This window comes from Paraburkholderia sp. J10-1, assembly GCF_905220165.1.
In the GTDB taxonomy this organism is placed as follows: domain Bacteria; phylum Pseudomonadota; class Gammaproteobacteria; order Burkholderiales; family Burkholderiaceae; genus Paraburkholderia.
Genome location: NZ_CAJMYW010000002.1, coordinates 824,863 through 847,519, shown reverse-complemented (window position 1 = coordinate 847,519; position 22,657 = coordinate 824,863). Strand labels below are relative to the sequence as shown.

Annotated in this window: 21 protein-coding genes; 13 read left to right on the top strand and 8 right to left on the bottom strand. The window is 64.0% G+C overall.

Annotated features, from left to right (window positions below; genetic code table 11):
* Positions 1–40: 40 nt before the first annotated feature.
* The gene (gene glpD, locus U5A65_RS10645; protein ID WP_321946241.1) at positions 41–1,591 is read right to left on the bottom strand and encodes a glycerol-3-phosphate dehydrogenase; all 1,551 of its coding nucleotides are present in this window, start codon (positions 1,589–1,591) and stop codon (positions 41–43) included.
* Positions 1,592–1,870: 279 nt separating this feature from the next.
* On the bottom strand, positions 1,871–2,650 hold the full coding sequence (locus U5A65_RS10640) for a DeoR/GlpR family DNA-binding transcription regulator (protein WP_158760371.1): 780 nt from the start codon (positions 2,648–2,650) through the stop codon (positions 1,871–1,873).
* A gap of 157 nt (positions 2,651–2,807) precedes the next feature.
* On the opposite strand from U5A65_RS10640, the gene U5A65_RS10635 reads away from it, so the two are divergent.
* The 3 genes from U5A65_RS10635 to U5A65_RS10625 all read left to right on the top strand — a co-directional run bounded on the left by U5A65_RS10635 (position 2,808) and on the right by U5A65_RS10625 (position 5,493).
* Positions 2,808–4,199 (top strand): nucleobase:cation symporter-2 family protein, encoded by a 1,392-nt coding sequence (locus U5A65_RS10635; protein WP_321946240.1) that lies wholly within the window; start codon positions 2,808–2,810, stop codon positions 4,197–4,199.
* Between the two features lie 101 nt (positions 4,200–4,300).
* Positions 4,301–4,891: an XRE family transcriptional regulator gene (locus U5A65_RS10630; RefSeq protein ID WP_321946239.1), complete on the top strand. Its 591-nt coding sequence runs from the start codon at positions 4,301–4,303 to the stop codon at positions 4,889–4,891.
* A gap of 53 nt (positions 4,892–4,944) precedes the next feature.
* Positions 4,945–5,493 carry an N-acetyltransferase family protein gene (locus U5A65_RS10625; RefSeq protein ID WP_321933648.1) on the top strand — a complete coding sequence of 183 codons (549 nt, stop codon included), beginning with the start codon at positions 4,945–4,947 and terminating at the stop codon, positions 5,491–5,493.
* Positions 5,494–5,523: 30 nt separating this feature from the next.
* Here the strand turns inward: U5A65_RS10625 and U5A65_RS10620 are convergent, their stop codons facing one another.
* Positions 5,524–5,889 (bottom strand): hypothetical protein, encoded by a 366-nt coding sequence (locus U5A65_RS10620; RefSeq protein ID WP_321909479.1) that lies wholly within the window; start codon positions 5,887–5,889, stop codon positions 5,524–5,526.
* A 328-nt stretch (positions 5,890–6,217) separates the two neighbouring features.
* On the opposite strand from U5A65_RS10620, the gene U5A65_RS10615 reads away from it, so the two are divergent.
* Positions 6,218–6,487 carry a hypothetical protein gene (locus U5A65_RS10615; protein WP_321909481.1) on the top strand — a complete coding sequence of 90 codons (270 nt, stop codon included), beginning with the start codon at positions 6,218–6,220 and terminating at the stop codon, positions 6,485–6,487.
* An 84-nt stretch (positions 6,488–6,571) separates the two neighbouring features.
* On the opposite strand, the gene U5A65_RS10610 is transcribed toward U5A65_RS10615, so the two are convergent.
* A complete protein-coding gene (locus U5A65_RS10610) occupies positions 6,572–8,857 on the bottom strand; it encodes an NADP-dependent malic enzyme (protein ID WP_321933650.1) in 2,286 nt (761 codons plus the stop codon).
* A 163-nt stretch (positions 8,858–9,020) separates the two neighbouring features.
* Between U5A65_RS10610 and U5A65_RS10605 the strand changes: the two genes are divergently transcribed.
* Positions 9,021–9,986 (top strand): LysR family transcriptional regulator, encoded by a 966-nt coding sequence (locus U5A65_RS10605; RefSeq protein WP_069266119.1) that lies wholly within the window; start codon positions 9,021–9,023, stop codon positions 9,984–9,986.
* Positions 9,987–10,066: 80 nt separating this feature from the next.
* On the opposite strand, the gene U5A65_RS10600 is transcribed toward U5A65_RS10605, so the two are convergent.
* The gene (locus tag U5A65_RS10600; protein WP_321909486.1) at positions 10,067–11,389 is read right to left on the bottom strand and encodes an MFS transporter; all 1,323 of its coding nucleotides are present in this window, start codon (positions 11,387–11,389) and stop codon (positions 10,067–10,069) included.
* A 290-nt stretch (positions 11,390–11,679) separates the two neighbouring features.
* Between U5A65_RS10600 and U5A65_RS10595 the strand changes: the two genes are divergently transcribed.
* From U5A65_RS10595 to U5A65_RS10560, 8 genes are all read left to right on the top strand, one after another.
* A complete protein-coding gene (locus tag U5A65_RS10595) occupies positions 11,680–12,423 on the top strand; it encodes an IclR family transcriptional regulator (protein ID WP_321946238.1) in 744 nt (247 codons plus the stop codon).
* Positions 12,424–12,486: 63 nt separating this feature from the next.
* Positions 12,487–13,539: a cyclase family protein gene (locus U5A65_RS10590; protein WP_321909492.1), complete on the top strand. Its 1,053-nt coding sequence runs from the start codon at positions 12,487–12,489 to the stop codon at positions 13,537–13,539.
* Positions 13,540–13,585: 46 nt separating this feature from the next.
* Positions 13,586–14,287, top strand: a complete 702-nt coding sequence (locus U5A65_RS10585) for an SDR family oxidoreductase (protein ID WP_321909494.1) — start codon at positions 13,586–13,588, stop codon at positions 14,285–14,287.
* Between the two features lie 2 nt (positions 14,288–14,289).
* Positions 14,290–15,258, top strand: coding sequence for a 3-hydroxyacyl-CoA dehydrogenase (locus U5A65_RS10580; RefSeq protein WP_321946237.1), 969 nt, complete (start codon positions 14,290–14,292; stop codon positions 15,256–15,258).
* Between the two features lie 70 nt (positions 15,259–15,328).
* On the top strand, positions 15,329–16,660 hold the full coding sequence (locus U5A65_RS10575) for a short-chain fatty acid transporter (protein WP_321909497.1): 1,332 nt from the start codon (positions 15,329–15,331) through the stop codon (positions 16,658–16,660).
* A 52-nt stretch (positions 16,661–16,712) separates the two neighbouring features.
* On the top strand, positions 16,713–16,997 hold the full coding sequence (catC, locus tag U5A65_RS10570) for a muconolactone Delta-isomerase (RefSeq protein ID WP_158760386.1): 285 nt from the start codon (positions 16,713–16,715) through the stop codon (positions 16,995–16,997).
* A 12-nt stretch (positions 16,998–17,009) separates the two neighbouring features.
* Positions 17,010–17,306, top strand: a complete 297-nt coding sequence (locus tag U5A65_RS10565; RefSeq protein ID WP_321946236.1) for a YciI family protein — start codon at positions 17,010–17,012, stop codon at positions 17,304–17,306.
* 225 nt (positions 17,307–17,531) lie between these two features.
* On the top strand, positions 17,532–17,708 hold the full coding sequence (locus tag U5A65_RS10560) for a DUF1328 family protein (RefSeq protein WP_321933658.1): 177 nt from the start codon (positions 17,532–17,534) through the stop codon (positions 17,706–17,708).
* A 54-nt stretch (positions 17,709–17,762) separates the two neighbouring features.
* Here U5A65_RS10560 and U5A65_RS10555 read toward each other — a convergent pair whose 3' ends face one another.
* Genes U5A65_RS10555 through U5A65_RS10545 form a run of 3 tightly spaced genes read right to left on the bottom strand, consistent with a single transcriptional unit; the run spans position 17,763 to position 22,446 of the window.
* Positions 17,763–18,713: a dimethyl sulfoxide reductase anchor subunit family protein gene (locus U5A65_RS10555; RefSeq protein ID WP_321946235.1), complete on the bottom strand. Its 951-nt coding sequence runs from the start codon at positions 18,711–18,713 to the stop codon at positions 17,763–17,765.
* A complete protein-coding gene (locus tag U5A65_RS10550) occupies positions 18,714–19,580 on the bottom strand; it encodes a 4Fe-4S dicluster domain-containing protein (RefSeq protein ID WP_321946234.1) in 867 nt (288 codons plus the stop codon).
* A 13-nt stretch (positions 19,581–19,593) separates the two neighbouring features.
* Entirely contained in the window at positions 19,594–22,446 is a 2,853-nt protein-coding gene (locus tag U5A65_RS10545) for a molybdopterin oxidoreductase family protein (protein ID WP_415764719.1), read from the bottom strand.
* Positions 22,447–22,657 lie beyond the last annotated feature (211 nt).

Genomic DNA, 22,657 nt, shown 5'->3' with positions numbered 1-22,657 from the left:
CTGGTATTACGTAAAAACGCTTGCGTGGTGCCGGCGAACTTCAGTGCTGCGCGGTCGCCGTCGCGCTTGATGCGGCAAACCAGTGATCGATTGCGGCGGTCACGCCATTGAGCGTGCCCGGTTCGACATGCAGGCCCAGCTTCGAGCGGCGCCACAGCACATCTTCGGCGCGCGTGGCCCATTCGGCGGCGCGCAAATAGCGCAATTCGGCCTCGTAGATGCCCGGCGCGACTTCGGCGCCGAGGTCTGCGAGCGATTTCGCGTTGCCCAGAAGACGCTCGGCGCGCGTGCCGTACGCACGCGCGTAGCGGCGCGCAAGCGCGGCAGGCAGCCACGCGTGGCGCTTCGCGAATGCCTGCGCAAAGGGCTCGAAACGCGCGTTCGCGATATCGCCGCCGGGCAACGGCGCGCCCGCCGTCCACGAAGGCGCGGCGTGGCCGAGCGCGCGGCACAGCATGTCCGAAGCTTCTTCCGCGAGCTTGCGGAAGGTCGTGATCTTGCCGCCGAACACCGAAAGCAGCGGCGCGCCAGCGGTTTCGTCGAGTTCGAGCTTGTAGTCGCGCGTGACGGCGGACGCATTTTCCGCGCCTTCTTCCTCGAGCAGGGGACGCACGCCCGAGTAGGTCCATTGCACGTCGGCGGGCGAGATCTTGCGCTTGAAATAGCGGTTGATCGACTCGCACAGATAGCGCGTTTCGTCGCCGTCGATCGACACCTTCGCGGGGTCGTTGTGATACTCCACGTCGGTCGTGCCGATGAGCGTGAAGTCATGCTCGTACGGAATCGCGAAGATGATGCGCTTGTCGGGGTTCTGGAAGATGTACGCGTGGTCGTGATCGAACAGGCGCTTCGTCACGATATGGCTGCCCTTCACGAGCCGCACGCTGTGCTGCGCGCCACGCCCGAGCGCGCCGTGCAGCACCTCGCCCACCCACGGGCCGGCCGCGTTGGCGATGGCGCGCGCACGCACGTCGAAGGTGCTGCCATCGGGGCGGCGCAGCAACGCCTGCCATTCACCGTCCGCGCCGTTCGAGACATTCGTGCGCACGGCCGAAACCAGCTTCGTGCGCGTGAGGATTTGCGCGCCGCGCTCTTGCGCGTCGAGTGCGTTGAGCACGACGAGGCGTGCGTCGTCGACCCAGCCGTCCGAATAGACGAAACCGCGCTGGATCGAATCGATGAGCGGCTCGCCCGCCGCATGGCGGCGCATGTCGATGCCGCGCGAGCCCGGCAGCAGCTCGCGCTTCGCCAGATGATCGTAGAGGAACAAGCCCATGCGAATGAGCCATGCGGGGCGCAGGTTCGGCATGTGCGGCATGACGAAACGCAGCGGCCACATGATGTGGGGCGCCGCGCGCAAGAGCGTTTCGCGCTCCTGCAGCGCCTTGCGCACGAGCCCGAATTCCTTGTACTCGAGATAGCGCAGCCCGCCGTGAATCAGCTTGGTGCTGGACGACGAGGTATGCGAGGCGAGGTCGTCCTGCTCGCAAAGGAGCACCGACAATCCGCGGCCGGCCGCGTCGCGCGCGATACCCGCGCCGTTGATCCCGCCGCCCACAACGAGCAGATCGTACCGGTTCTGTTGAGTCACCCTGCTGTGTCCCTGAAAGAAAAACGAACCTCGGAATGTTCGAATTCGAAATTTATCGAACATGAACGAAAAAGTAAAGGTTCGATTTAGCAGAGAAAGGATGGAAAGGCGCGCGTAAACGAACATGGTTCGAACATGTTTCGAACGTTCGTCATGCGCGAATGAAAACGGGGTGCCAACACGTTCCCGAGAGGCAACGCGCCGGATTTCAGATCGGAAAGGAAGAAAACACGCGGACTGCGCGCGCCTCAGATAAAGCGCGTACGCAAATCCCGCGGCTTACGCTGCGACGTGAACCTGCGTGCCCGCCGCGAGCACCGCCTCGTTCATTTCCTCGGGCAGCGGCTGGTCGGTGAAGAGCGCGTGAACCTGGCTCAGATGCCCCTGGCGCACGAGCGCGGGGCGGCCGACCTTCGAATGATCGGCGACGAGGTAGACCGTACGCGCATGCTCGATGATGGCCTGCGCCACGCGCACCTCGCGCGTGTCGAAGTCGCGCAGCGTGCCGTCGGTTTCGATGGCCGAGGTGCCGATGATCGCGTAATCCACCTTGAACTGGCGGATGAAGTCGATGGTGTGCTCGCCGACGATGCCTTTGTCCCAAGGCCGCACCACGCCGCCGGTGATCATGACTTCGCAGTCGGGATAGCCGCTCATCACGCTCGCCACGTTCAGGTTGTTCGTGACGACGCGCAGGCCCTGATGATGATTGAGCGCGCGCGCGACTTCCTCGGTCGTGGTGCCGAGGTTGATGAACAGCGAAGCCTGATCGGGAATGTGCTGGGCCGCGAGCGCCGCGATACGGCGCTTCTCCTCATGAAACATGTGTTGCCGCGCGCTGTACGAGACGTTTTCCGCGCTCGTGGGCAGGCTCGCGCCGCCGTGATAGCGGCGCAGCAGATTCATGTCGGCGAGCCAGTTCACGTCGCGGCGAATGGTCTGCGGCGTGACGTCGAAATGCGAGGCGAGATCGTCGACCGTGACGAAGCCGTCGCGTTGCACCCATTCGAGCATTTCCTGCTGGCGCGCGTTCAGGGTGAGGCGAGGATCTCGTGTCATTGGCTCTTTAGGCAGACGTATGAGGACTTGGCCTATTGTAAAGGCTCGCCCACCTGATTCAGGAGAAAGCCGGTTAATCGGGACTGCGAGCGCGCCCAGGGTTCCCCCTGCGCTTCCGTTAAAATGCTGCGCTTTCTCCGCTCACCCGCCGCTCCCGATGCAATCCGCCTCATCGACCCCGCGCGCCGCCTCCCACGGCGCCGACGAAAACGAAACCACCCACGACCTCGTCTACGGCCCGAACGATCGCCCCGCGCCGACCATCGCCTTCGTGGCCGCGCTCCAGCATCTGCTCGCGATCCTCGTGCCTATCGTCACGCCGGGCCTCCTGATCTGCCAGGCGCTGGGCGTTTCCAGCCGCGACACTACGCTGATCGTCTCGATGTCGCTGGTCATTTCCGGCATCGCCACGTTCCTGCAATGCAAGCGCGTCGGGCCGCTCGGCGCGGGCCTGCTCATCGTCCAGGGCACGAGCTTCAACTTCGTCGGCCCGCTCATCGCGGGCGGCAGCCTCATGGTCAAACAGGGCACGCCGGTCGAAACGGTAATGGCCGCGATATTCGGCGTCGTCATCGCCGGCTCGTTTGTCGAAATGGCGGTGTCGCGCATCCTGCCCTTCATCAAGCGGCTCATCACGCCGCTCGTCACCGGCATCGTCGTGCTGCTGATCGGCCTCACGCTCATCAAGGTCGGCCTCATCAGCATGGGTGGCGGCTATGGCGCCATCGCCAAGGGCAATTTCGCGAGCGTCCAGAACCTCACGCTCTCGGGGCTCGTGCTCGGCGCCATCATCGTGCTCAACCGCGTGCCCATCGTCTGGGTGCGCAGCACGGCGCTCGTCATCGCCCTCGCCATCGGCTATATCGTTGCGGGCGCAATGGGTCGGCTCGACTTCACCGGCGCGCGCGAAGCCGCGTTGTTCCAGATTCCGACCCCGTTGCATTTCGGCCTCGGCTTCTCGTGGTCGCTCTTCGTGCCCATGCTGATCATCTACCTCGTGACCTCGCTTGAAGCGATCGGCGACGTCACCGCCACCAGCAAGGTGTCGAAAGAGCCGGTGGAAGGTCCGGTGTGGATGCAGCGCATCAAGGGCGGCGTGCTCGTGAACGGCTTCAATTCGCTGATCGCCGGTTTCTTCAACACGTTCCCCAGCTCCGTGTTCGCGCAGAACAACGGCGTGATCCAGCTCACCGGCATCGCCAGCCGCCACGTGGGCCTGTGGATCGCGGGCATGCTCGTCGTGCTGGGCCTCTTCCCGAGCGTGGCGGGCGTGCTGCAGGCCGTGCCCGAGCCCGTGCTGGGCGGCGCGGCCATGGTGATGTTCGGCGCGGTGGCCGCTTCGGGCATCAACATCCTCGCGGGCACGCACCTCGATCGCCGCGCCCTGCTCATCATCGCGGTGTCGCTCGCGCTGGGCCTTGGCGTCTCGCAGGTGCCGGAGATCCTGACGAGCCTCCCGCATGCGCTCAAGAACGTGCTGGAGTCGGGCGTTGCCACGGGCGGCATCTGCGCGCTCGTGATGAACTGGTTCCTGCCGGAAAAGCGCTAACGCGCCGGGCGCACGGCCGCGATACCGGGCCGTGCGCTTTTTTATTGACCGCAATTTCCAATTTACTGGATAATGACTCCATCATCTTGGAATCAAACCCAATGGACAGCCCGACCGACGCCGGAATCAACGAGCGTATCGCCCGCTGCGTGCGCGACTTGCGCGCCACGCGCGGCCTGACGCTGGACGCGCTCGCCACGCGCAGCGGCGTAAGCCGCTCGATGATCTCGATGATCGAGCGCGGCGCCGCCAGCCCCACGGCAGTGGTGCTCGAAAAGCTCGCGGCGGGGCTGTCGGTCTCGATGGCGAGCCTCTTCGGCGCAAGCGGCGAGAGCACGCCCGCCGAGCCCCTGGTGCGCCGCGAACAGCAGGCGCAGTGGCGCGACCCGCAGTCGGGCTATATGCGCCGGAGCGTGTCGCCGCCCAACTGGCCTTCGCCGATCCAGCTGGTCGAAGTGGATTTCCCCGCCGGCGCGCGCGTCGCCTATGAAACGGGCGGCCGCGAGAATGTGATTCACCAGCAGGTCTGGGTGATGGAAGGCAGCATCGACGTGGAATTGGGCAATGAGCGGCATTCGCTGCATGCGGGCGACTGCCTCGCCATGCGGCTCGATCAGCCGCTGATCTTCAGCAATCCAGGCTCGCACGCCGCGCACTATGTCGTTGCCATTTGCGACGTCAACGGTATCTGAATGCGCCTGATGCGTCTGAATCTGCCACCCTTTTCATTTAAAGAGGATTCCCTATGAATTCGAACCCACAGAGCGATGGCGTGCGCTTCATCGATTGCAACGAAGCGGACCATGCGTCGGCGATTCTCGAGATCCTCAACGACGCGATCGTCAACTCAACCGCGCTCTACGACTACAAGCCGCGCGCGCCCGAGGCTATGGCCACATGGTTCGGCACCAAGCGCGCGAACGGCTTTCCGGTAGTGGGCGCCGTGGATGAAGCCGGCACGCTGCTCGGCTTCGCGAGCTGGGGCACATTCCGCGCGTTTCCCGCCAACAAGTACACGGTCGAGCACAGCGTCTACGTGCACCGCGACCAGCGCGGCCGCGGCCTCGGCGAACGCCTGCTGCTGGAGTTGATCCGCCGCGCCCGTGGCGAACAGATTCACGTGCTCGTGGGCTGCATCGACGCCACCAATGCCGGCAGCATTGCGCTGCACGCCAAGCTGGGATTCACGCACTCGGGCACGATCAAGGAAGCGGGATTCAAGTTCGGACGCTGGCTCGACGCCGCTTTTTACCAGCTCAACCTCGAGATGCCCGCCCCGCCCGTGGATGGCTGAACTTCGCGCGCAATGCCTGCGATAAGCGCGTTACCGTGCGATCGACCGGGCCGCAGCCGCGGTCATGGCATTGCGGAGATGGCGTGCGCGCAGCGGCGCGCGAGCCGCGCGCTTTGAAGCGCACGCCGCGCGCGTAGCACGTAGCTTCGCCTGGCTGCGGTTGCGGGACTCGGCTTCGCGCGTGGCACGCCGCGATTGCCCGCGCACGAAAAGGCGCACGGCGAGCAGCACGCAGCCTGTCACCGCAAGCACGGCCACGCGAAACGGCGACGACTCGAAGGCGCGTTCGGGCACGTGCAGCAGCAGGATCGAGATGAACACGGCGACCTGAATCAGGATCGCCGAAAGCGAAGCGACGAACAGGTACGCGTGCAGGCGATCGGTCGGCGGCTTCATGGGGGCTGCACTCAAGAAAGTTGCGCTGACAACGATATCCAGTCTGGCTGGTTCCACACTACGCCTCGCGAATGTCACACGCATGGCAACGTACGATGCGGGGCGGAGTTTTGAGATCGTGCCTGCTCGAAGCTGAAGAGAACCTTAAGGAAAGGCGCCTGTGCATGCGCTTTTTTCATCGGAAGATAATCCTTTGCGCACCTTACTAACCAGCGCCTTTCATCGCCTTTCGACTTACCCCCTGGCGTCTCATTCAGCGCTTACGTAAGGTTGACTTAAGCTCGCATGCCGTACCCTTGCACGCTGTAATCTGTACGGCAATGCAGTCATGAATCGCACCTATGAATATCGCGGCTACGCAATCCGCGTTGGCGTCGAAGCGAACGGCACAGTCCCGCGCGAACGACCCGAAATCGAACGTCCTCGCTACGCGGCCGTGGTGAGCATCGCGGCCAACGACAAGTGCGCGTTGCCCTCGCCCCTGAAAATCGAGAATGCCGCCGGCCTTCCCTTCAGCTCCGATATCGACGCCTTGATGGGCGGCTACAGCGCGGCCTGCCGCCTGATCGACGAACGGCTGGCCGAAAGCGCGGCCTGATCCGCCAAAGAAAAAACGCGCGGTGGCTTCAAGCCATCGCGCGTTTTTTAATCAGGACGCAGGTCGTGCGTCCTCTGTCTACGCTCAGTCGCGGTTCGCCTGCAACACGGTCAGCGCGGCCATGTTGATGATGCGTCGCACCGTCGAGCTCGACGTCAGCACGTTCACCGGCGCATTCACACCCAGCAGGAACGGGCCGACCGCCACGTTGCTGCCCGCACCCGTCTTGAGCAGGTTGTAGGCGATGTTGCCCGAGTCCACGTTCGGGCACACGAGCAAGTTCGCCGCGCCCTTGAGCTTCGAATGCGGCAGGATGCGCAAGCGCAGTGCTTCGTCCAGTGCGCAGTCGCCGTGCATTTCCCCGTCGATTTCCAGATCGGGATTCTTCTCGGTCACGAGCTTGAGCACTTCACGCATCTTCGTGCCCGAAGCCGAGCTGCCCGAACCGAAGTTCGAACGCGAGAGCAGCGCAACCTTAGGCTGCAGATTCAGCCATTCCATCTGGCGCGCAGCCGCCAGCGTGAACTCGGCGATCTGCTCCGCGTTCGGGTTGTCGTTCACGTGCGTGTCGACGATCGCGACCGTACGCTTGTCGAGCAGCAGGATGTTCATCGCCGCGTACGTTTTCGCGTTCGGATGCATGCCGATCGCTTCGTCGACGAAGCGCAAGTGGTCGTGATACGCCCCCACCGTGCCGCACACCATGCCGTCCGCGTCGCCCAGGCGCACCATCATCGCGCCGATCAGCGTGAGACGGCGGCGCATTTCCACGCGCGCCATTTCCTTCGAAATGCCGTCGCGGCAGCGCAGTTCCCAATACGTCGTCCAATACTGGTGGAAGCGCTCGTCGTACTCGGGGTTCGTGACTTCCACGTCTTCGCCGAGCTTCAGGCGCAGGCCGAACTTCTCGATGCGGGCGAGCAGCACTTCCGGGCGGCCAATCAGGATCGGACGCGCGAGCTTCTCGTCGACGATCACCTGCACCGCGCGCAGCACGCGCTCTTCCTCGCCTTCGGCGAACACGATGCGCGACTTGCCGCCGTCACGCACGAACTGCTTCGCGGCCGCGAAAATCGGCTTCATGAACGCGCCCGAGTGGTACACGAACTGCTGCAGCTCGTTCGTGTACGCACCAAAGTCGTCGATGGGACGCGTGGCCACGCCGTCTTCCATCGCGGCCTTCGCCACGGCCGGTGCGATACGCACGATCAGGCGCGAATCGAACGGCTTCGGAATCAGGTACTTCGGGCCGAAGCGCAGATCGTAGGCGCCGTACGCGGCAGCCACCGAGTCGTTCAGTTCTTCTTCCGCGAGCTTGGCGATCGCGTGCACAGCCGCGATTTCCATGTTTCGCGTAATGGTCGTAGCGCCCACATCGAGTGCGCCGCGGAAGATGTACGGGAAGCACAGCACGTTGTTGACCTGGTTCGGGAAGTCCGAACGGCCCGTGGCGATCACCGCGTCCGGGCGCGCTTCGAGCGCGACCTCGGGGAAGATTTCCGGCGTGGGGTTGGCCAGCGCGAGAATCAGCGGCTTGTCGGCCATCTTCTTGACCATCTCCGCCTTGAGCACGCCGCCCGCGGAAAGGCCGAGGAACACGTCCGCGTCTTCGATCACTTCGGACAGCGAGCGCGCGGAGGTGTCCTGCGCGAAGCGTTCCTTGTCCGGGTCCATCAGCGTCGTGCGGCCCTGGTAGACCACGCCGTCGATGTCGGTCACCCAGATGTTCTTGAGCGGCAGGCCCAGATCGACCATGAGGTCCAGACACGCCAGCGCCGCCGCGCCCGCGCCCGAGGTCACGACCTTGACCTTCGTAATGTCCTTGCCGATCACTTTCAGGCCGTTCATGAACGCGGCCGAAACGGTAATGGCGGTGCCGTGCTGATCGTCGTGGAAGACCGGAATCTTCATGCGCTCGCGCAGTTTGCGCTCGACCGTGAAGCAGTCGGGGGCCTTGATGTCTTCCAGATTGATGCCGCCGAACGTGGCTTCGAGGCTCGCGATGATGTCCACGAGCTTGTCCGGATCGCTTTCAGTCACTTCGATGTCGAACACGTCGATGCCGGCGAACTTCTTGAACAACACCGCCTTGCCTTCCATGACCGGCTTGGAGGCCAGCGCGCCGATGTTGCCGAGACCCAGCACGGCCGTACCGTTCGTGATCACGCCCACCAGATTGCCGCGAGCGGTGTAGCGGAACGAGTTCTGCGGATCGGCGACGATCTCCTCGCAGGCCACGGCCACGCCCGGCGTATAGGCGAGCGCGAGGTCGCGCTGGGTGACGAGCGGCTTGCTGGCCGTCACCGAGATCTTGCCCGGGGTGGGAAATTCGTGGTATTCCAGCGCGGCCTGACGATCGGTCTTGTTCATGTTCCTCACTCGCTATGGACGGGGCCCGGCTCGCGCTGGCCAGCCTGGATCGGGGCTGGCGCGGCCTGGCGTGTTCGAATGAGGCGATTCTAGAGAGCCCTCATAACGTGTCCATTTTGATTTAGTATGGGGCCATCATTTTTTCGTAATACCCTGGGGAATCGTGTCTTTCAGCATTGACGACGTGACGAGGCGGTTGAATACGCGCCTGAAAATGCGCCATCTGGTCCTGCTCCTGCAGATCCGCCAGCACGGTTCGCTCACGCGCGTGGCGGAACACATGGCGACGAGCCAGCCCGCCGTCACCAACGCGCTGGCCGAAATGGAGAGCATGTTCGGCGCGCCGCTCTTCGACCGCACGCCGCGCGGCATGACACCCACGGCGCTCGGCAACGTGGTGCTCGCGCGCGCCCAGGCCATGCTGCACGACCTCGACCACCTCGCGCGCGATATCGAAGCCGTGGTGGCCGGCCACGCCACGCGCGTGCACGTGGGCGTGATTCCGTTCATCTCGGGGCGCACGCTTGCCGCGGCCATTCGCCTTACGCAGTCACGGCTGCCGCAACGCGTCACCATGACGATTCACGAAGGCACGAGCGACGCGCTCTTGCCGCAGCTTCGCGACCATACGCTCGATATCGTGATCGGCCGCGCGTCTTCCGCCGTCGATGTCTCGCAGTTGCGCTTCGAGGTGCTGCATCAGCAAAAGCCGCGGCTCATCGCGAGCCGGCGACTCGCGGCGCGGCTTGCGCGCGGCAAGCTGGACTGGGAAAAGCTGGTCGAACTCGACTGGATACTGGGCGCGCCGCACACGCCCATTCGCGAGCAGATTTCCGACCTCTTCCTGCACGCGGGCGTGGCGCCGCCCGTGCCGATCGTGGAGAGCTACACGTCGCGGCTGATCGGCGAAATGATCAGCACGAACGAGAACGCCGTGTCGATCGTGCCCGCCGATATTGCCGAGGAACTCGTGCACTTCGCGGGCGTGGCCATCGTGCCGTACACGCTCGACTGGACGCTGCCGCCGGTCGCGATGTTCACGCGCGCGGGCGTGCTGCGCGACGTCGACGCCACCTTTGGGCAGTCGCTGCGCGAGTTGTATCAGGAGGCGGAGAAGGCGCGGGGGTGAGCGGTTAAGGCTGAACGCAAACAGGGCGCGGACCCAATCGCCCGCGCCCCGTCTGTCACGCATCACAGGTATTCAGCAGATCAAACCCGCGCCGTCACCGCGCTCTGCGTCTCCAGCGTGCCTTCGCCCTGCATGCGCGCCACCAGCATCAGCGCGCAAACCAGCGTGATGAGCACATGCACCACGCCCAGCGCCACCACCGAAAGAATGCTGCCCGTGGCGCTCAACAGGTACTGGCCGAGAATCGGCGTCGTGCCCGCGAACACCATGCCGCAAATCTGGTAAGCGAGCGAAATGCCGGTGTAGCGCACCTGCGCGGGGAAAGCCTTCGCCAGCATGCCCGCCATGGCCGCGTAGTAAAGCGAATGCGGAATCGAGGCGAGCGCCATGCCGATCATCGCGAGCTTCGTCGACCCGGTGGCGATCATCGAGAACATCAGGGGCAGCGCAACGATCTCGGGCACGAGCATGTAGATGATGGCCTTCTTGAGGTCCATCTTCGTGGCGAGCACCGCGCCGAACGGTTGCACGATCAACTGCACGACAATCGCGAACGTGATGACGCTCAGGAACTGCGTGCGGTCGAAACCGATCGAGGTCACGGCCCACGAAAGTGCGAACGTCGTCTTGAAGTATGTGGCCGAGAGCGCGATCACGCAGGCGCCCACGCCCATCGCCACCAGGCCCTTGTGATGACGCAGCACTTCGGCGATCGGCAGCTTCGCCACCTTGTTCTTTGCCTGCAACTCCTTCATGGCGGGCGACTCGTCCACGCTCATGCGGATAAAGAGCCCCACGGCCACGAGCGCCGCCGACATCAGGAACGGCACGCGCCAGCCCCAGGTCATGAACTGGTGATCAGGCAGCATGGAAATCACGAGAAACGCGACCGTGGCGAGCAGATTGCCCGCGGGCGAGCCCTGCTGCGCGAACGCCGAATAGAAAATTTCCTTGCCCTTGGGCGCATGTTCCGAGGAAAGCACGACCGCGCCGCCCCATTCGCCGCCCATGGCGATGCCCTGCGTGAGACGCAGCAGGATCAGCAGCACCGGCGCGAGCACGCCCACCTGGTTGTACGTGGGCAAAAGGCCCATGAGCGTGGTGCAGCCGCCCATCAGCATGAGCGTGACGATCAGCGTTTTCTTGCGGCCCACCTTGTCGCCGAGGTGGCCGAACACGATGCCGCCAATCGGGCGCGCGAGAAAGCCAACCCAAAACGAGGCGAACGCGGCCAGCGTGCCGATCAGCGCATTCGTCGATGGGAAAAACAGCTTACCGAGCACGAGCGCGGCCGCGGTGCTGTACGCGTAAAAGTCGTACCACTCGATCGTCGTGCCGACGAACGATGCGATGCCCGCCTTGCGAGCCTGGCGATGCTGGGTGTCGAGGGAGGTTGCTGCCAAGAGACGTCTCCAGATTTCGATTTCGAGCGGCGGTTTCCAGAGCGAAACGCGCCGTTTCCCGGGCTTTTTCGATTCGAAAGTGCCTTGCGATCACGTTCGCCTTTCGAACTACCTTTCATTTATCGAACAAAGCGCCAGAAGGTGCGGACTATGAAACGGTCGTTCGCTAGCGTCAACCAAGGGATAACCCTCAGCCCTCCCGCCGCCCGAGCGGGCCGTGATTGCGGCGACTTAGGTGTTTACCCGTAACCGTATTGTCAGCTGGTTATCGGTATGCCGATAATGCTCTCATGGATGTGAAAACTGCAGTGCGCGTCTTCGACGTGATCAACCTCTTTGCCGAAGTCCGGCAGCCGATGATCTACAGCGAAATTGCGCGTCGAACCGAGATCCCGCTGTCGAGCTGCCACGCGCTGTTGCAGACGATGGTGGCCAAAGGCTATCTGTACGCGCCGGGCGTGAAGGCGGGCTACTACCCCACGCAGCGTCTGCTGCACGTGGCGCGCGACATCTGCAGTGAGGACCCGCTCACGCTGATGTTCCAGCCGCTGCTTTCCGCGTTGCGCGACGCCACCGGCGAAACCGCCGCACTCGCCACGCTTGCGGGCAACCGCGTGGTCTATCTCGACGTGATGGAGTCACGCCAGAAGATCCGCTACAGCGACGAGCCGGGCGGCTTCATGACCATCGCGAGCGCTGCGGGCAAGGCGCTGCTCGGCGCGCTTGCGCCCGCAGCGCGCCGCAAACTGCTCGACAGTGTCGAGCCGCAGTTGCACTCGGCCAGTGGAGCAGCGATTGACCGCGCCGCGTTCGAGCGCGATGTCGAACAGGGCGTGACGGAAGGCTGGCACCGCTCGACGGGCGAGAGCGTGGAGGACGTAGCCGGCCTCGCGCGCGGCTTCCTGATTCACGGCGAGGCGTTTGCGCTCGTCATCGGCGCGCCCAAGGCGCGTCTTCTGAACAACGAGCAGAACGCCGTGAAGGCGCTGCTCGAGGTGTACGCGCAAATCCCGCCGTCGCTCCTCGCCGCCTGAGACCCCTCGGGCACCCGATGTAGCGTCGCGCGAGCGCGGAAATCCCGAAGTGGAGGCAAAAGCATGCGTTGGAAGAACCGGCCGGAAGGCTCGAACTGGGGCGATTTCGGTCCCGACGATCAATTGGGCCGCCCCAATCTCATCGGCGCGCAGCAGGTGCTCAAGGGCGCGCAGGAAATTCGGGCCGGGCTCACGTTCACGCTCTCCCTGCCGCTCGACTTTCCCGGTGACAGCAAGCTCAACGTGCGCCGCCATCCGCCGGTGCTGCGCCCCACCTTTCGCGACGGCCTCCCGTATGTGAACTTCCCGTTCGCGCGGAACGTTGCGGGCGCAACCGACGTGGTGAGCGACGATCAGGTGCTGCTCTCGCTCCAGTACTCCACGCAGTGGGATTCGCTCGCCCATGTGGGCGCGCGCTTCGACGCCAACGGCGACGGTATGGCCGAGAGCGTCTACTACAACGGCTATCGCGCGAACGTGGACGTGGTCGGCCCGATGGAATATCGCGCCGAAGACAACTTCGCGCCCCACGCCTGTGGCGGCGAGCATAGCCATGCCGATGTGCTCGGCATCGAGCATCTTGCGGTGAAGGGCATGCAAGGCCGCGGCGTGCTGATCGATTTCGCCGCGCATTTTGGCCGCGAGTTTCGCACCGTCGGCTACGACGATTTGATGCGCGTGATCGAGGCGGACGGCGTGGAAGTCGAGCGCGGCGACATGCTCGTGCTGCGCACCGGCTTCGCGGAGATGGTGCTCGAAATGAACCGCCAGCCCGACGAGGCCGTTCTGTCGAGCCACTGCAGCGCACTCGACGGACGCGACGAACGCCTGCTGCAATGGATCACCGACTCAGGCATCGCCGCGCTCGCCGCCGACAACTACGCCGTCGAACGGTATCCCGCGCGCGCGCCGGCCACGCCTGGCGACCACCCGCTCATGCCGCTGCATCACCACTGCCTCTTCAAGCTCGGCCTGCCGCTGGGCGAACTTTGGTATTTGCGCGATCTCGCTTTGTGGCTGCGCGAACACAAGCGCTCGCGGTTCATGCTCACTGCGCCGCCGCTGCGGTTGCCGGGTGCAATGGGCTCGCCCGTCACGCCGGTTGCAACGGTTTGACGAACTAATTCGCAATCCTTTGTTTTATCCGAATTCCCGAGAAAACATGGCTAAAGAAAGAGTCCTGATTACCGGCGCCGCCGCCGGCATCGGCGCCGCGTGCGCTGCGCGCTGCGAGGCCGACGGTTACGAAGCCGTCGTCATCGACCGCGTGGGCGACGGCATCATCGCCGACCTCTCCGACACCCAGGCAACGGCGGCCGCGCTCGAGCGCGCGCTGGAAGGCGGCCCGATCACGCGCCTCATCAACAACGTGGGCGTGGTCGTGCCCAACGACGCCGAGCACCAGACGCTCGAAGAACTCGAACGCGCCTGGGCCCTGAACGTGCGCTGCGCCCAGCAGTGCATGCAGGCGCTGTTGCCCGGCATGAAGGCCGCGGGCTTTGGACGCATCGTCAACATGTCGTCGCGCGCCGCGCTCGGCAAAGAGTTGCGCACGGCCTATTCGGCCACCAAGGCCGCGTTGATCGGCATGACGCGCGTGTGGGCGCTCGAACTGGGCGCGTTCGGCGTGACCGCGAACGCCATTGGCCCAGGCCCCATCCGCACCGAACTGTTCGACCGCGCCAATCCGCCCGGCGCCCCGCGCACCGAGGCGATCATCAATGCCGTACCGGTGAAGCGCGTCGGCACGCCCGACGACGTCGCGCACGCCGCTTCGTATCTGCTCGATGCGCGCAGCGGCTTCGTGACCGGCCAGGTGCTCTACGTATGCGGCGGCATGACCGTTGGCGTCGCGGGGGTTTGACGATGACGGCCCCAGATACGCCCACGCAGCGGCGCGCCGGCATTGTCGGCGCGGGCAGCATTGGCGTGGCGTTCGCGATTTGCTTCGCGCGGGCCGGCTGGCGCGTGCGTCTCTACGATCCCGACGCTGCGCGCCGCGCCGCCGCGCCTGAAGAGATTGCACTTCGCCTTGGCGATCTCACGCACTACGCCCTGCTCGACGAAAGCGCGAGCGAGATCGCCGCGCGCGTAGCGATTGTCGACACGCTCGAAGCCGCCGTGGCTGAAGCCGATCTCGTGCAGGAATGCGCGCCCGAGCGCGCCGAACTCAAGCGCGAGATCTTCGCGCAGCTCGACCGCGCAGCGCCTCCCGAAGCGATCCTCGCGAGCGCTTCGTCGTTTCTCGCGGCTTCGAAATTCGTGGACGAAACGCTGCCGGGCCGCGCGCGCTGCCTGGTCGCTCACCCCGGCAACCCGCCCTACCTCGTGCCCGTGATCGAGGTCGTGCCCGCCCCCTTCACGTCCGAAGCCGCAGCCACGCGCGCCATCGCGCTTTACGCCGAAGCGGGCATGAAGCCCGTGCGCGTGAAGCACGAGGTGGAAGGCTTCATCTTCAACCGCCTGCAAGGCGCGGTGCTGCGCGAGGCGTATTGCCTCGTGCGCGACGGCGTGGCATCGGTGGAAGACATCGACACCGTGATGCGCGAAGGCCTCGGCCCGCGCTGGTCGGTGATCGGCCCGTTCGAGACCGTCGATCTGAACACGCGCGGCGGCATCGCCTCGCATGCGCAAAAGATGGGCCCATCGTACGCACGCATGGGCGCCGAACGCGGCCAGCACGACCCGTGGACGCCTGAACTCGTCGCACAGGTCGAGGCCGCAAGACGCGCGGCGCTGCCGCTCGATCAATGGGACGAGCGTGTGGGCTGGCGTGACCGCCAGCTCATGCATCTCGCCCGCCATCGCAAGACCCGAAGCCACGACGACTCATAAGCGCCTCGAACGCACGCGCCGAGAGCCGAAGAGACCCGACAACTATTACGATTCAGACAGAGACACTTCCATGCAGAAAGTCACCGCTTTCTTTACCGAGCTGATGCGCCGGTACTTGCCCGATCCCTTCGTGTTCGCGATCGGCCTCACGCTGCTGACGATGGCGCTTGCCGTGATCGTGCAAGGGCAAGCCGTCACGGCCCTCACCACGAGCTGGGGCAAGGGCTTCTGGGCGCTGCTCGCGTTCACCACGCAAATGGCGGTAATTCTCGCAATGGGCTACGTGCTCGCCACAGCGCCGCTCACCGACCGCTTCCTGAACCGAGTCGTTGCACGCGTGAACGACCCGCGCATGGCGATCATTGTCGCGACGCTGGTGGGCGGCATCGGCAGCTATCTGAACTGGGGCTTCGGCCTCGTGGTGGGCGGAATCGTCGCGCGCAAACTCGCGCTGCGTGTGAAAGGCGTGCACTATCCGCTCATCATCGCTTCGGCCTATAGCGGCTTTACGCTCTACGGCCTCGGGCTTTCGGCGAGCATTCCCGTGCTGATTTCGACGAAGGGGCATCCGCTCGAAGCGCAAATGGGCGTCATTCCGCTCTCCGAAACGATTTTCTCGCCCACCATGCTCATCACGAGCCTCGTGACCATCATCACGCTGCCGCTCCTGAACGCATGGCTGCACCCGAAGCCCGGCCAGCCGATCAAGGAGATCGACCGCGCCCTGGAAGAGAAGCAGCAGAAGGCAGCCGCGCTCGGCGTGGATCTCGACGAAGGCAACACGCTCGCCAACCGCCTGAACAACAGCCGCATTCTGAGCTATGTGATCGGCCTGATCGGCATGGGTTATGTCGCGCTGCACTTCGTGCAGGGCGGCTCGATCGACCTGAACCTCATCAACTTCTTCATTCTGTTCCTCGGCATCCTGTTGCTCGGCACGCCGATCCGTTATGTGGAGAAGCTCAACGAAGGCATTCGGACGATCAGCGGCATCATTCTGCAGTACCCGTTCTACGCCGGCATCATGGCGATCATGGCGTCGTCGGGTCTCGTGAATACGCTTTCCGAAGCGTTCGTGAAGGTCGCCACACCGGCCACGCTGCCGTTCTGGGGCTTGATCAGCTCGTTCGTCATCAACTTCTTCGCGCCTTCGGGCGGCGGCCACTGGGTCATTCAAGGACCATTCATGATCGAAGCGGCGAAGACGATCGGCGCCTCCGTGGGCCATACGTCGACGGCCGTGATGCTCGGTAACGCATGGAACGATCTCGTGCAGCCGTTCTGGATCTTGCCGGCCCTCGCGCTCTCGAAGCTCAAACTCAAGGACATCATGGGCTACACGGTCATCATGATGTTCTGGATCGGCATCGTTTATTCGGTTGCGATTCTCGCCTGGGGCTGACGGGACCTGAAACGAGCCCGCCCTGAACCCATACCTTTAACGGAGACCATTCATGCTGTATCTCGTGCACATGCAGGTGCAGATTCCGCACGGCACCGACGCCGCCTTCGCCGACGCCCTGAAGGCCGAAGAAAAAGCGTTCTCGCAGAAGCTGCAACGAGAAGGCAAATGGCGCCACTTGTGGCGCGTGGCCGGCGAATACGCCAACTACAGCGTGTTCGATGTCGAATCGAACGACGAACTCCATACGCTGCTTTCCGCGCTGCCACTCTTCCCGTTCATGAAGATCAGCGTGACGCCGCTCGCCCAACACCCGTCGGCCATCGTGCCCAATTAAGAGGAACGCGCCATGCCCTTTCTCATCGAAACGTTCGACAAGCCCGGCCACGCCGAGGTGCGCGTGCGCGAGCGCGACGCGCACCTGGAATTTCTCGCGCAAAACAAGGCGCTGTTGCTCGCCTGCGGTGCGAAACTCAACGACGACGGCAGCAGCGCGGGCGGCGGCATCTATATCGTCGACCTCGAAACCCGCGAAGAAGCCGAGCGCTTTATCGCGCAGGATCCGTTCACGCATGCCGGGCTGTTCGAAAGCGTGAAGATCGTTCGCTGGCGCAAGGCCTATATCGACGGAACCTCCTACCTGTAAGCGCGACGCGCAGTTCCTCGCGAACGCGAAGTTCGCTATCGACCCTCGACGGCGCTGTGCTCCCCTGTGCAGCGCCGTTTTTGGCTCGGCGTGCACCTCCACACGCCGGGCCGTTTTTCATTCGCCATCCGGCTCGGGCACATCGATTGCTGCGCAGGTGCGCCGTCAGTCCATCCAGCAGCACAGCCTACACGGCTGCGCTCTCACGCAAGGAGGAAATCGACCATGCTCAAGCTGGCCCTGTTCTTTGCCGTGATCGCCGTGATCGCGGCCTTGTTCGGCTTCACAGGCTTGGCGGCCGGCGCAGCCGCCATTGCCAAGATCCTGTTCTTTATCTTCGTCGTGCTGTGCGTGGTATTCCTCGTGATCGCGCTCGTGGTCACGAAGAAAATAGTCGATTGATCAGAGCGTGAACGCGTACCGGGGCATCGGCGGTGCCGATGCCCTCTTGCCCCATCAGGCCGCACGCTGGTAATACAGGTTCTGCGGGTGACGCGCCTGCGCGAAGAAAAACCAGCGCTCCGCAACGAGTCCCGCGTACTGAATAACGCACGCCGCGACGAACAACGTTGCGGAAGACGTATGCAGCGCCAGTAAAAGCAACGCCAGCGGCACGACAAATGCGCCCGCGAGAAAGCCCCACTTGACCCATTGCATCACGGCGTCGGACTGGCCATGAAAGAACTCGCGCAAGTTGAAGGCGCTTGCCGTAAAGCCGCGCGAAATCTGCCTGATTTTCTCAGCCTTGATGCCCGTGGCGCTTTGCAACGTAGAACGCGGATGCAAACGTTGATTGCGTGCGAGCGCGGCAACGCGAGCCACGCAAGCGGCCACAATCAACCCACCTGCCGCGAACCCGAGGCCCGGCACGACGCCGGGCGCAAGCCACGCGGCACTGGCCGTTGCGATCGTGAAGCCGGAGGCACAGCCGAGCAGCACGAAATTCACCAGCGTAAGCGGCGTGGCCCACTCCTGCAGAAAGCGCAGGCACGCATAGATCATGGCCGTGCAGACAAAAAGGCTGACGCTCGCAAGCGCGGCAATCGCGCCGATGGTGAACGACCACGGTGCATGCATCCAGTGCGCCAGACCATAGAGGAACGTCGTTGCGAGGAACACGGGCAGCGCGAGACATTCACGCGAAAGCCACGAAGTGCGCCACATGGCGATCGCGCGCCACGCGCGCTCCGGGTGCCCAAGATGGAAGACCGAAGCGAAGAGCCCCAGCGCACCGAGCGCAACCGCGAGCCCCGCACCGCAGATATAGAACGGCTGAGGGATTCCCTGCAACGCCGTCCACTCGGGATGCATCCGCGCAAGCCACTCGACGCCAAAGAGCGCGATCAACAGACCTTGCCCCGCACCTGAAAGCGTGGTCAGGAAAACAACCGAAAATGCGGGTCTCATTCAAATCTCCTTCGTCGCGACCGGCCGCGCACGCGTGAATAGCGACTTCACTCGCGTTGCAAAGGCGGCCAGATTCAGCTTGCCCGAATCCAGTTGAGCGTCGAGTCGCTTATCGCGCGACATGGCCGGTGTGCCGCGCCGGATCGCCAGGCTCGCGAGGTTGATCGGCTCGCCGGCTTCGAGCATGTTCACCGGCGACGCCGCCGATGCGCCACCGCCGCACCCGCACGAACCGCTGCCACAACTGCTTTCGGTCTTCACACGCGGCAGATAATGGTTCGAGGGCTTCGTCCCCCACTCGGGCATCAACTGATAGCCGCCGCGCGCCTGAATCGCCTTGGACGCATCCGACTCGGGGTCGTGAATGTCGCCGAAAATACGCGCCGATGTCGGGCACGCGAGCACGCAAGCGGGCTTGCGGTCGCGCTCGGGCAGCGCCTCGTTATAGATGCGGTCCGCGCACAGCGTGCACTTGGTCATCTCCTTGCGCTCCTCGTCCAGTTCGCGCGCGCCATACGGGCAGGCCCAGGAGCAATACTTGCAGCCAATACACTTGTCGTAGTCGACGAGCACGAGCCCGTCTTCCTTGCGCTTGAAGCTCGCGCCCGTGGGGCAAACCGGCACGCACGGCGGGTCCTCGCAGTGCAGGCACGATTTCGGGAAGTGAATGGTGTCCGAATTCGGAAACTCCCCGGCTTCATAGGTCTGCACGCGGTTGAAGAAGGTGCCGGACGGATCGGCGTCGTAGGGGCGCACGTCCGAAAGACTCCCCGCCTGCCCCGAGGTATTCCATTCCTTGCAGCTCGTCACGCACGCGTGGCACCCCACACAGACGTTCAGGTCGATCACCAACGCCATTTGCGTCATTTCGGATTCCTCCTTACTTGCCTGTCACAACATTGCGCAAGCGCGCGGCAAACTTGCCACCGCCCGCAAAATACGCCTGAATCCGGCCAACCGTGCCGGTCGAACCCGGCAGCGGTTGCATCGGCGCGAACTGCGGCAGTGTGTGATCGGCATCGGCCTCCGCCGGATAGACACGCACACGCACGTCGTACCACGCGGCCTGCCCAGTGATCGGGTCCGAGTTCGAAACGCGCCGGCCGTCGCCGAAGGGCAGTTCTTCGGTAATCAGGTGATTGAGCAGGAAACCGCGTTGCGACTCATTGGCGTCCGGGCCAAGATTCCACGCGCCGGCGGCCTTGCCAATGGCGTTCCACGTCCACACCGTGCCCGGCTCGACCGCCTCGCTGTAGCGCGCCATGCAGCGCACCTTGCCCCACTGCGATTCGACGTAGATCCATCCACCGTCCTCGATGCCGTTTTCCTGCGCCATACGCGGATTCACGTACAGGTAGTTCTCGCCATGAATCTGCCGCAGCCACGCATTTTGCGAGTCCCACGAGTGATACATCGCCATGGGGCGCTGCGTGACCGCCGCGAGCGGGTAGCGTTCGAGATCGGTTGTCGCGAGCTCCAGCGGCGCATACCAGAAAGGCAGCGGATCGAAATAGCGCTCGACGCGCTCGCGCAAATGTTCGGGCGGCTGGCGCGCATCCGTCTTGCCCTGCGCGGCGAGGCGAAACTTCTGCATGACATCCGAATAGAGCTGGATAAGGATGGGTTCTGCGAACTTCCGGAATCCCTTCTCCACGGCGAATTGCAGGTAAGGCCCATTGACGCCGCGCATGTACTGAAGTTCTTCCGGCAGCGTGTAATGGAACACGCAGTTGTGCTTCGCGTATTCCTCCCACTGGCGTGGATTGGGTTCGCCCACGAGCGCCTTGTCGCCGTCCTTGCCGCGCCAGCCAATCAAAAAGCCCACGCCGGAATCAGGCGCGGTCTGGAAGTTGACGATGAAGTCCGGATAGTCCTTGTACTTGCGCTTGCCTTCGGCCGTCGTGAATGCGGGCAGCTTCAGGCGGCTGCCCAACTCGACGAGCACTTCCTGGAACGGGCGGCACTCGCCGGTGCGCTCGAGCACCGGCACGCGCACGGAATCCACCGGCCCGTCGAACTCCGAAATCGGCCGGTCGAGCATCGACATCGCATCGTGCCGCTCGAGGTAGGTCGTGTCGGGCAGGATCAGATCGGCGAACGCCGTCATTTCCGACTGGAACGCGTCGCACACTACGAGGAACGGAATCTTGTACTCGCCGTCCGGCCCGCGGTCGGTCAGCATCTTGCGGACCTCGCTCGTGTTCATCGACGAGTTCCACGCCATGTTGGCCATGAAGATCAACAAGGTGTCGATGGGGTACGGGTCGCCTCGCCATGCGTTCGTGATGACGTTGTGCATCAGGCCGTGCACCGCGAGCGGATACTCCCACGAGAAGGCTTTATCGATGCGCACCGGCTCGCCCGCTTCGTCGATAAAGAGGTCGCCCGGCGCCGCGGGCCAGCCGAGCGGCCCGGCCGGCAGCGGCGTATTCGGCTTGACATCGTTCGGACTGCTTGGCGGCTTGGCCGATGGCGGCACCGCGCGCGGATACGGCGACTTGTGACGAAAGCCGCCGGGCCGGTCGATCGTGCCGAGCAGCGACATCAGCACGGCGAGCGCGCGGATCGACTGAAAGCCGTTCGAATGCGCGGCCAGCCCCCGCATGGCGTGAAAAGCGATGGGGTTGCCCGTCACGCTTTCGTGCTTCACGCCCCAGGCGTCCGTCCACTCAATCGGCAGTGTGATCTTGTGGTCGCGCGCCGTTTGCGCCATCTCGCTCGCGAGGCGGCGGATCGTGTCGGCCGAGATGCCTGTGATTTCCTGCGCCCATTCGGGCGTCGTCTCCTTGAAGCGCTCGCGCAGCAGCGCAAAAGACGGCGCCACCGGCGTGCCGTCGTCGAGCACATAGCGGCCGTCGAGCGCGGGTTGCGCGCCGGGCGTGTGATGCTGCACCGCACGGCCGGTGTTCTCGTCCCACCACAGATGGTTTTGCGGGAACAGCGGATTGCCCTCTGGGAGGTTCGCGTCCTTCACGAACAGGCCGAACGTGTGGCTCTGCGTGCGCATGTCCAGCAGTTCGCCCGCGTTGGTGAAGCGCTTGACGAATTCGTGATCGTACGCGTCGGCCTCGATCAGTTCGTGGATCAGCGCCATGAACAGCGCGCCGTCCGTACCGGGACGAATGGGCACCCATTCGTCGGCAATGGCCGCGTAGCCGGTGCGGATCGGGTTGATCGCAATGAAGCGGCCGCCCGCACGCTTGAACTTCGAAATGGCGATCTTGAGCGGATTGGAGTGGTGATCCTCCGCCGTGCCGATCATGATGAAAAGTTTCGCGCGGTCGAGGTCCGGGCCGCCGAATTCCCAGAACGAACCGCCCATGGTGTAGATCATGCCCGCGGCCATGTTCGCGGAGCAAAAGCCGCCGTGGGCGGCGTAGTTCGGCGTGCCGAACTGCCTCGCGAAAAGGCCGGTGAGCGCCTGCATCTGGTCGCGGCCGGTGAACAGCGCGAACTTTTTGGGGTCGGTTGCCCGCAGATGGGCGAGACGCTTCTCGATCGTTTCGAGCGCCACGTCCCACGAAACGGGCTCGAACTGCGCCTGGCCGCGCTCGGCGCCCTGCTTGCGCATGAGCGGCTGCGTGAGGCGGGCCGGCGAATACTGCTTCATGATGCCCGACGAACCTTTCGCGCAGATCACCCCCTGGTTCAAGGGATGCTCGGGGTTGCCGTCGATATAACGGACTTCCCCTTCGCGCAGATGCACGCGAATGCCACAGCGGCACGCGCACATGTAGCAGGTCGTGGTCTTGATTTCCAGCTTTTCGTCTTGAGTTCGGGCGCCGTGGTCCACTAGAGGCCTCCAATAACGACTGACGGGTGTCCGGGAACCGCCACGGCACGCCATCTATGCGCTAGAGATGGTAGGCCTGTGTGATTGACTACTCAACTTTGCATTCCGGATACCAGCCATCACGAAATCCGATAGTTTCGATAAGCTTACC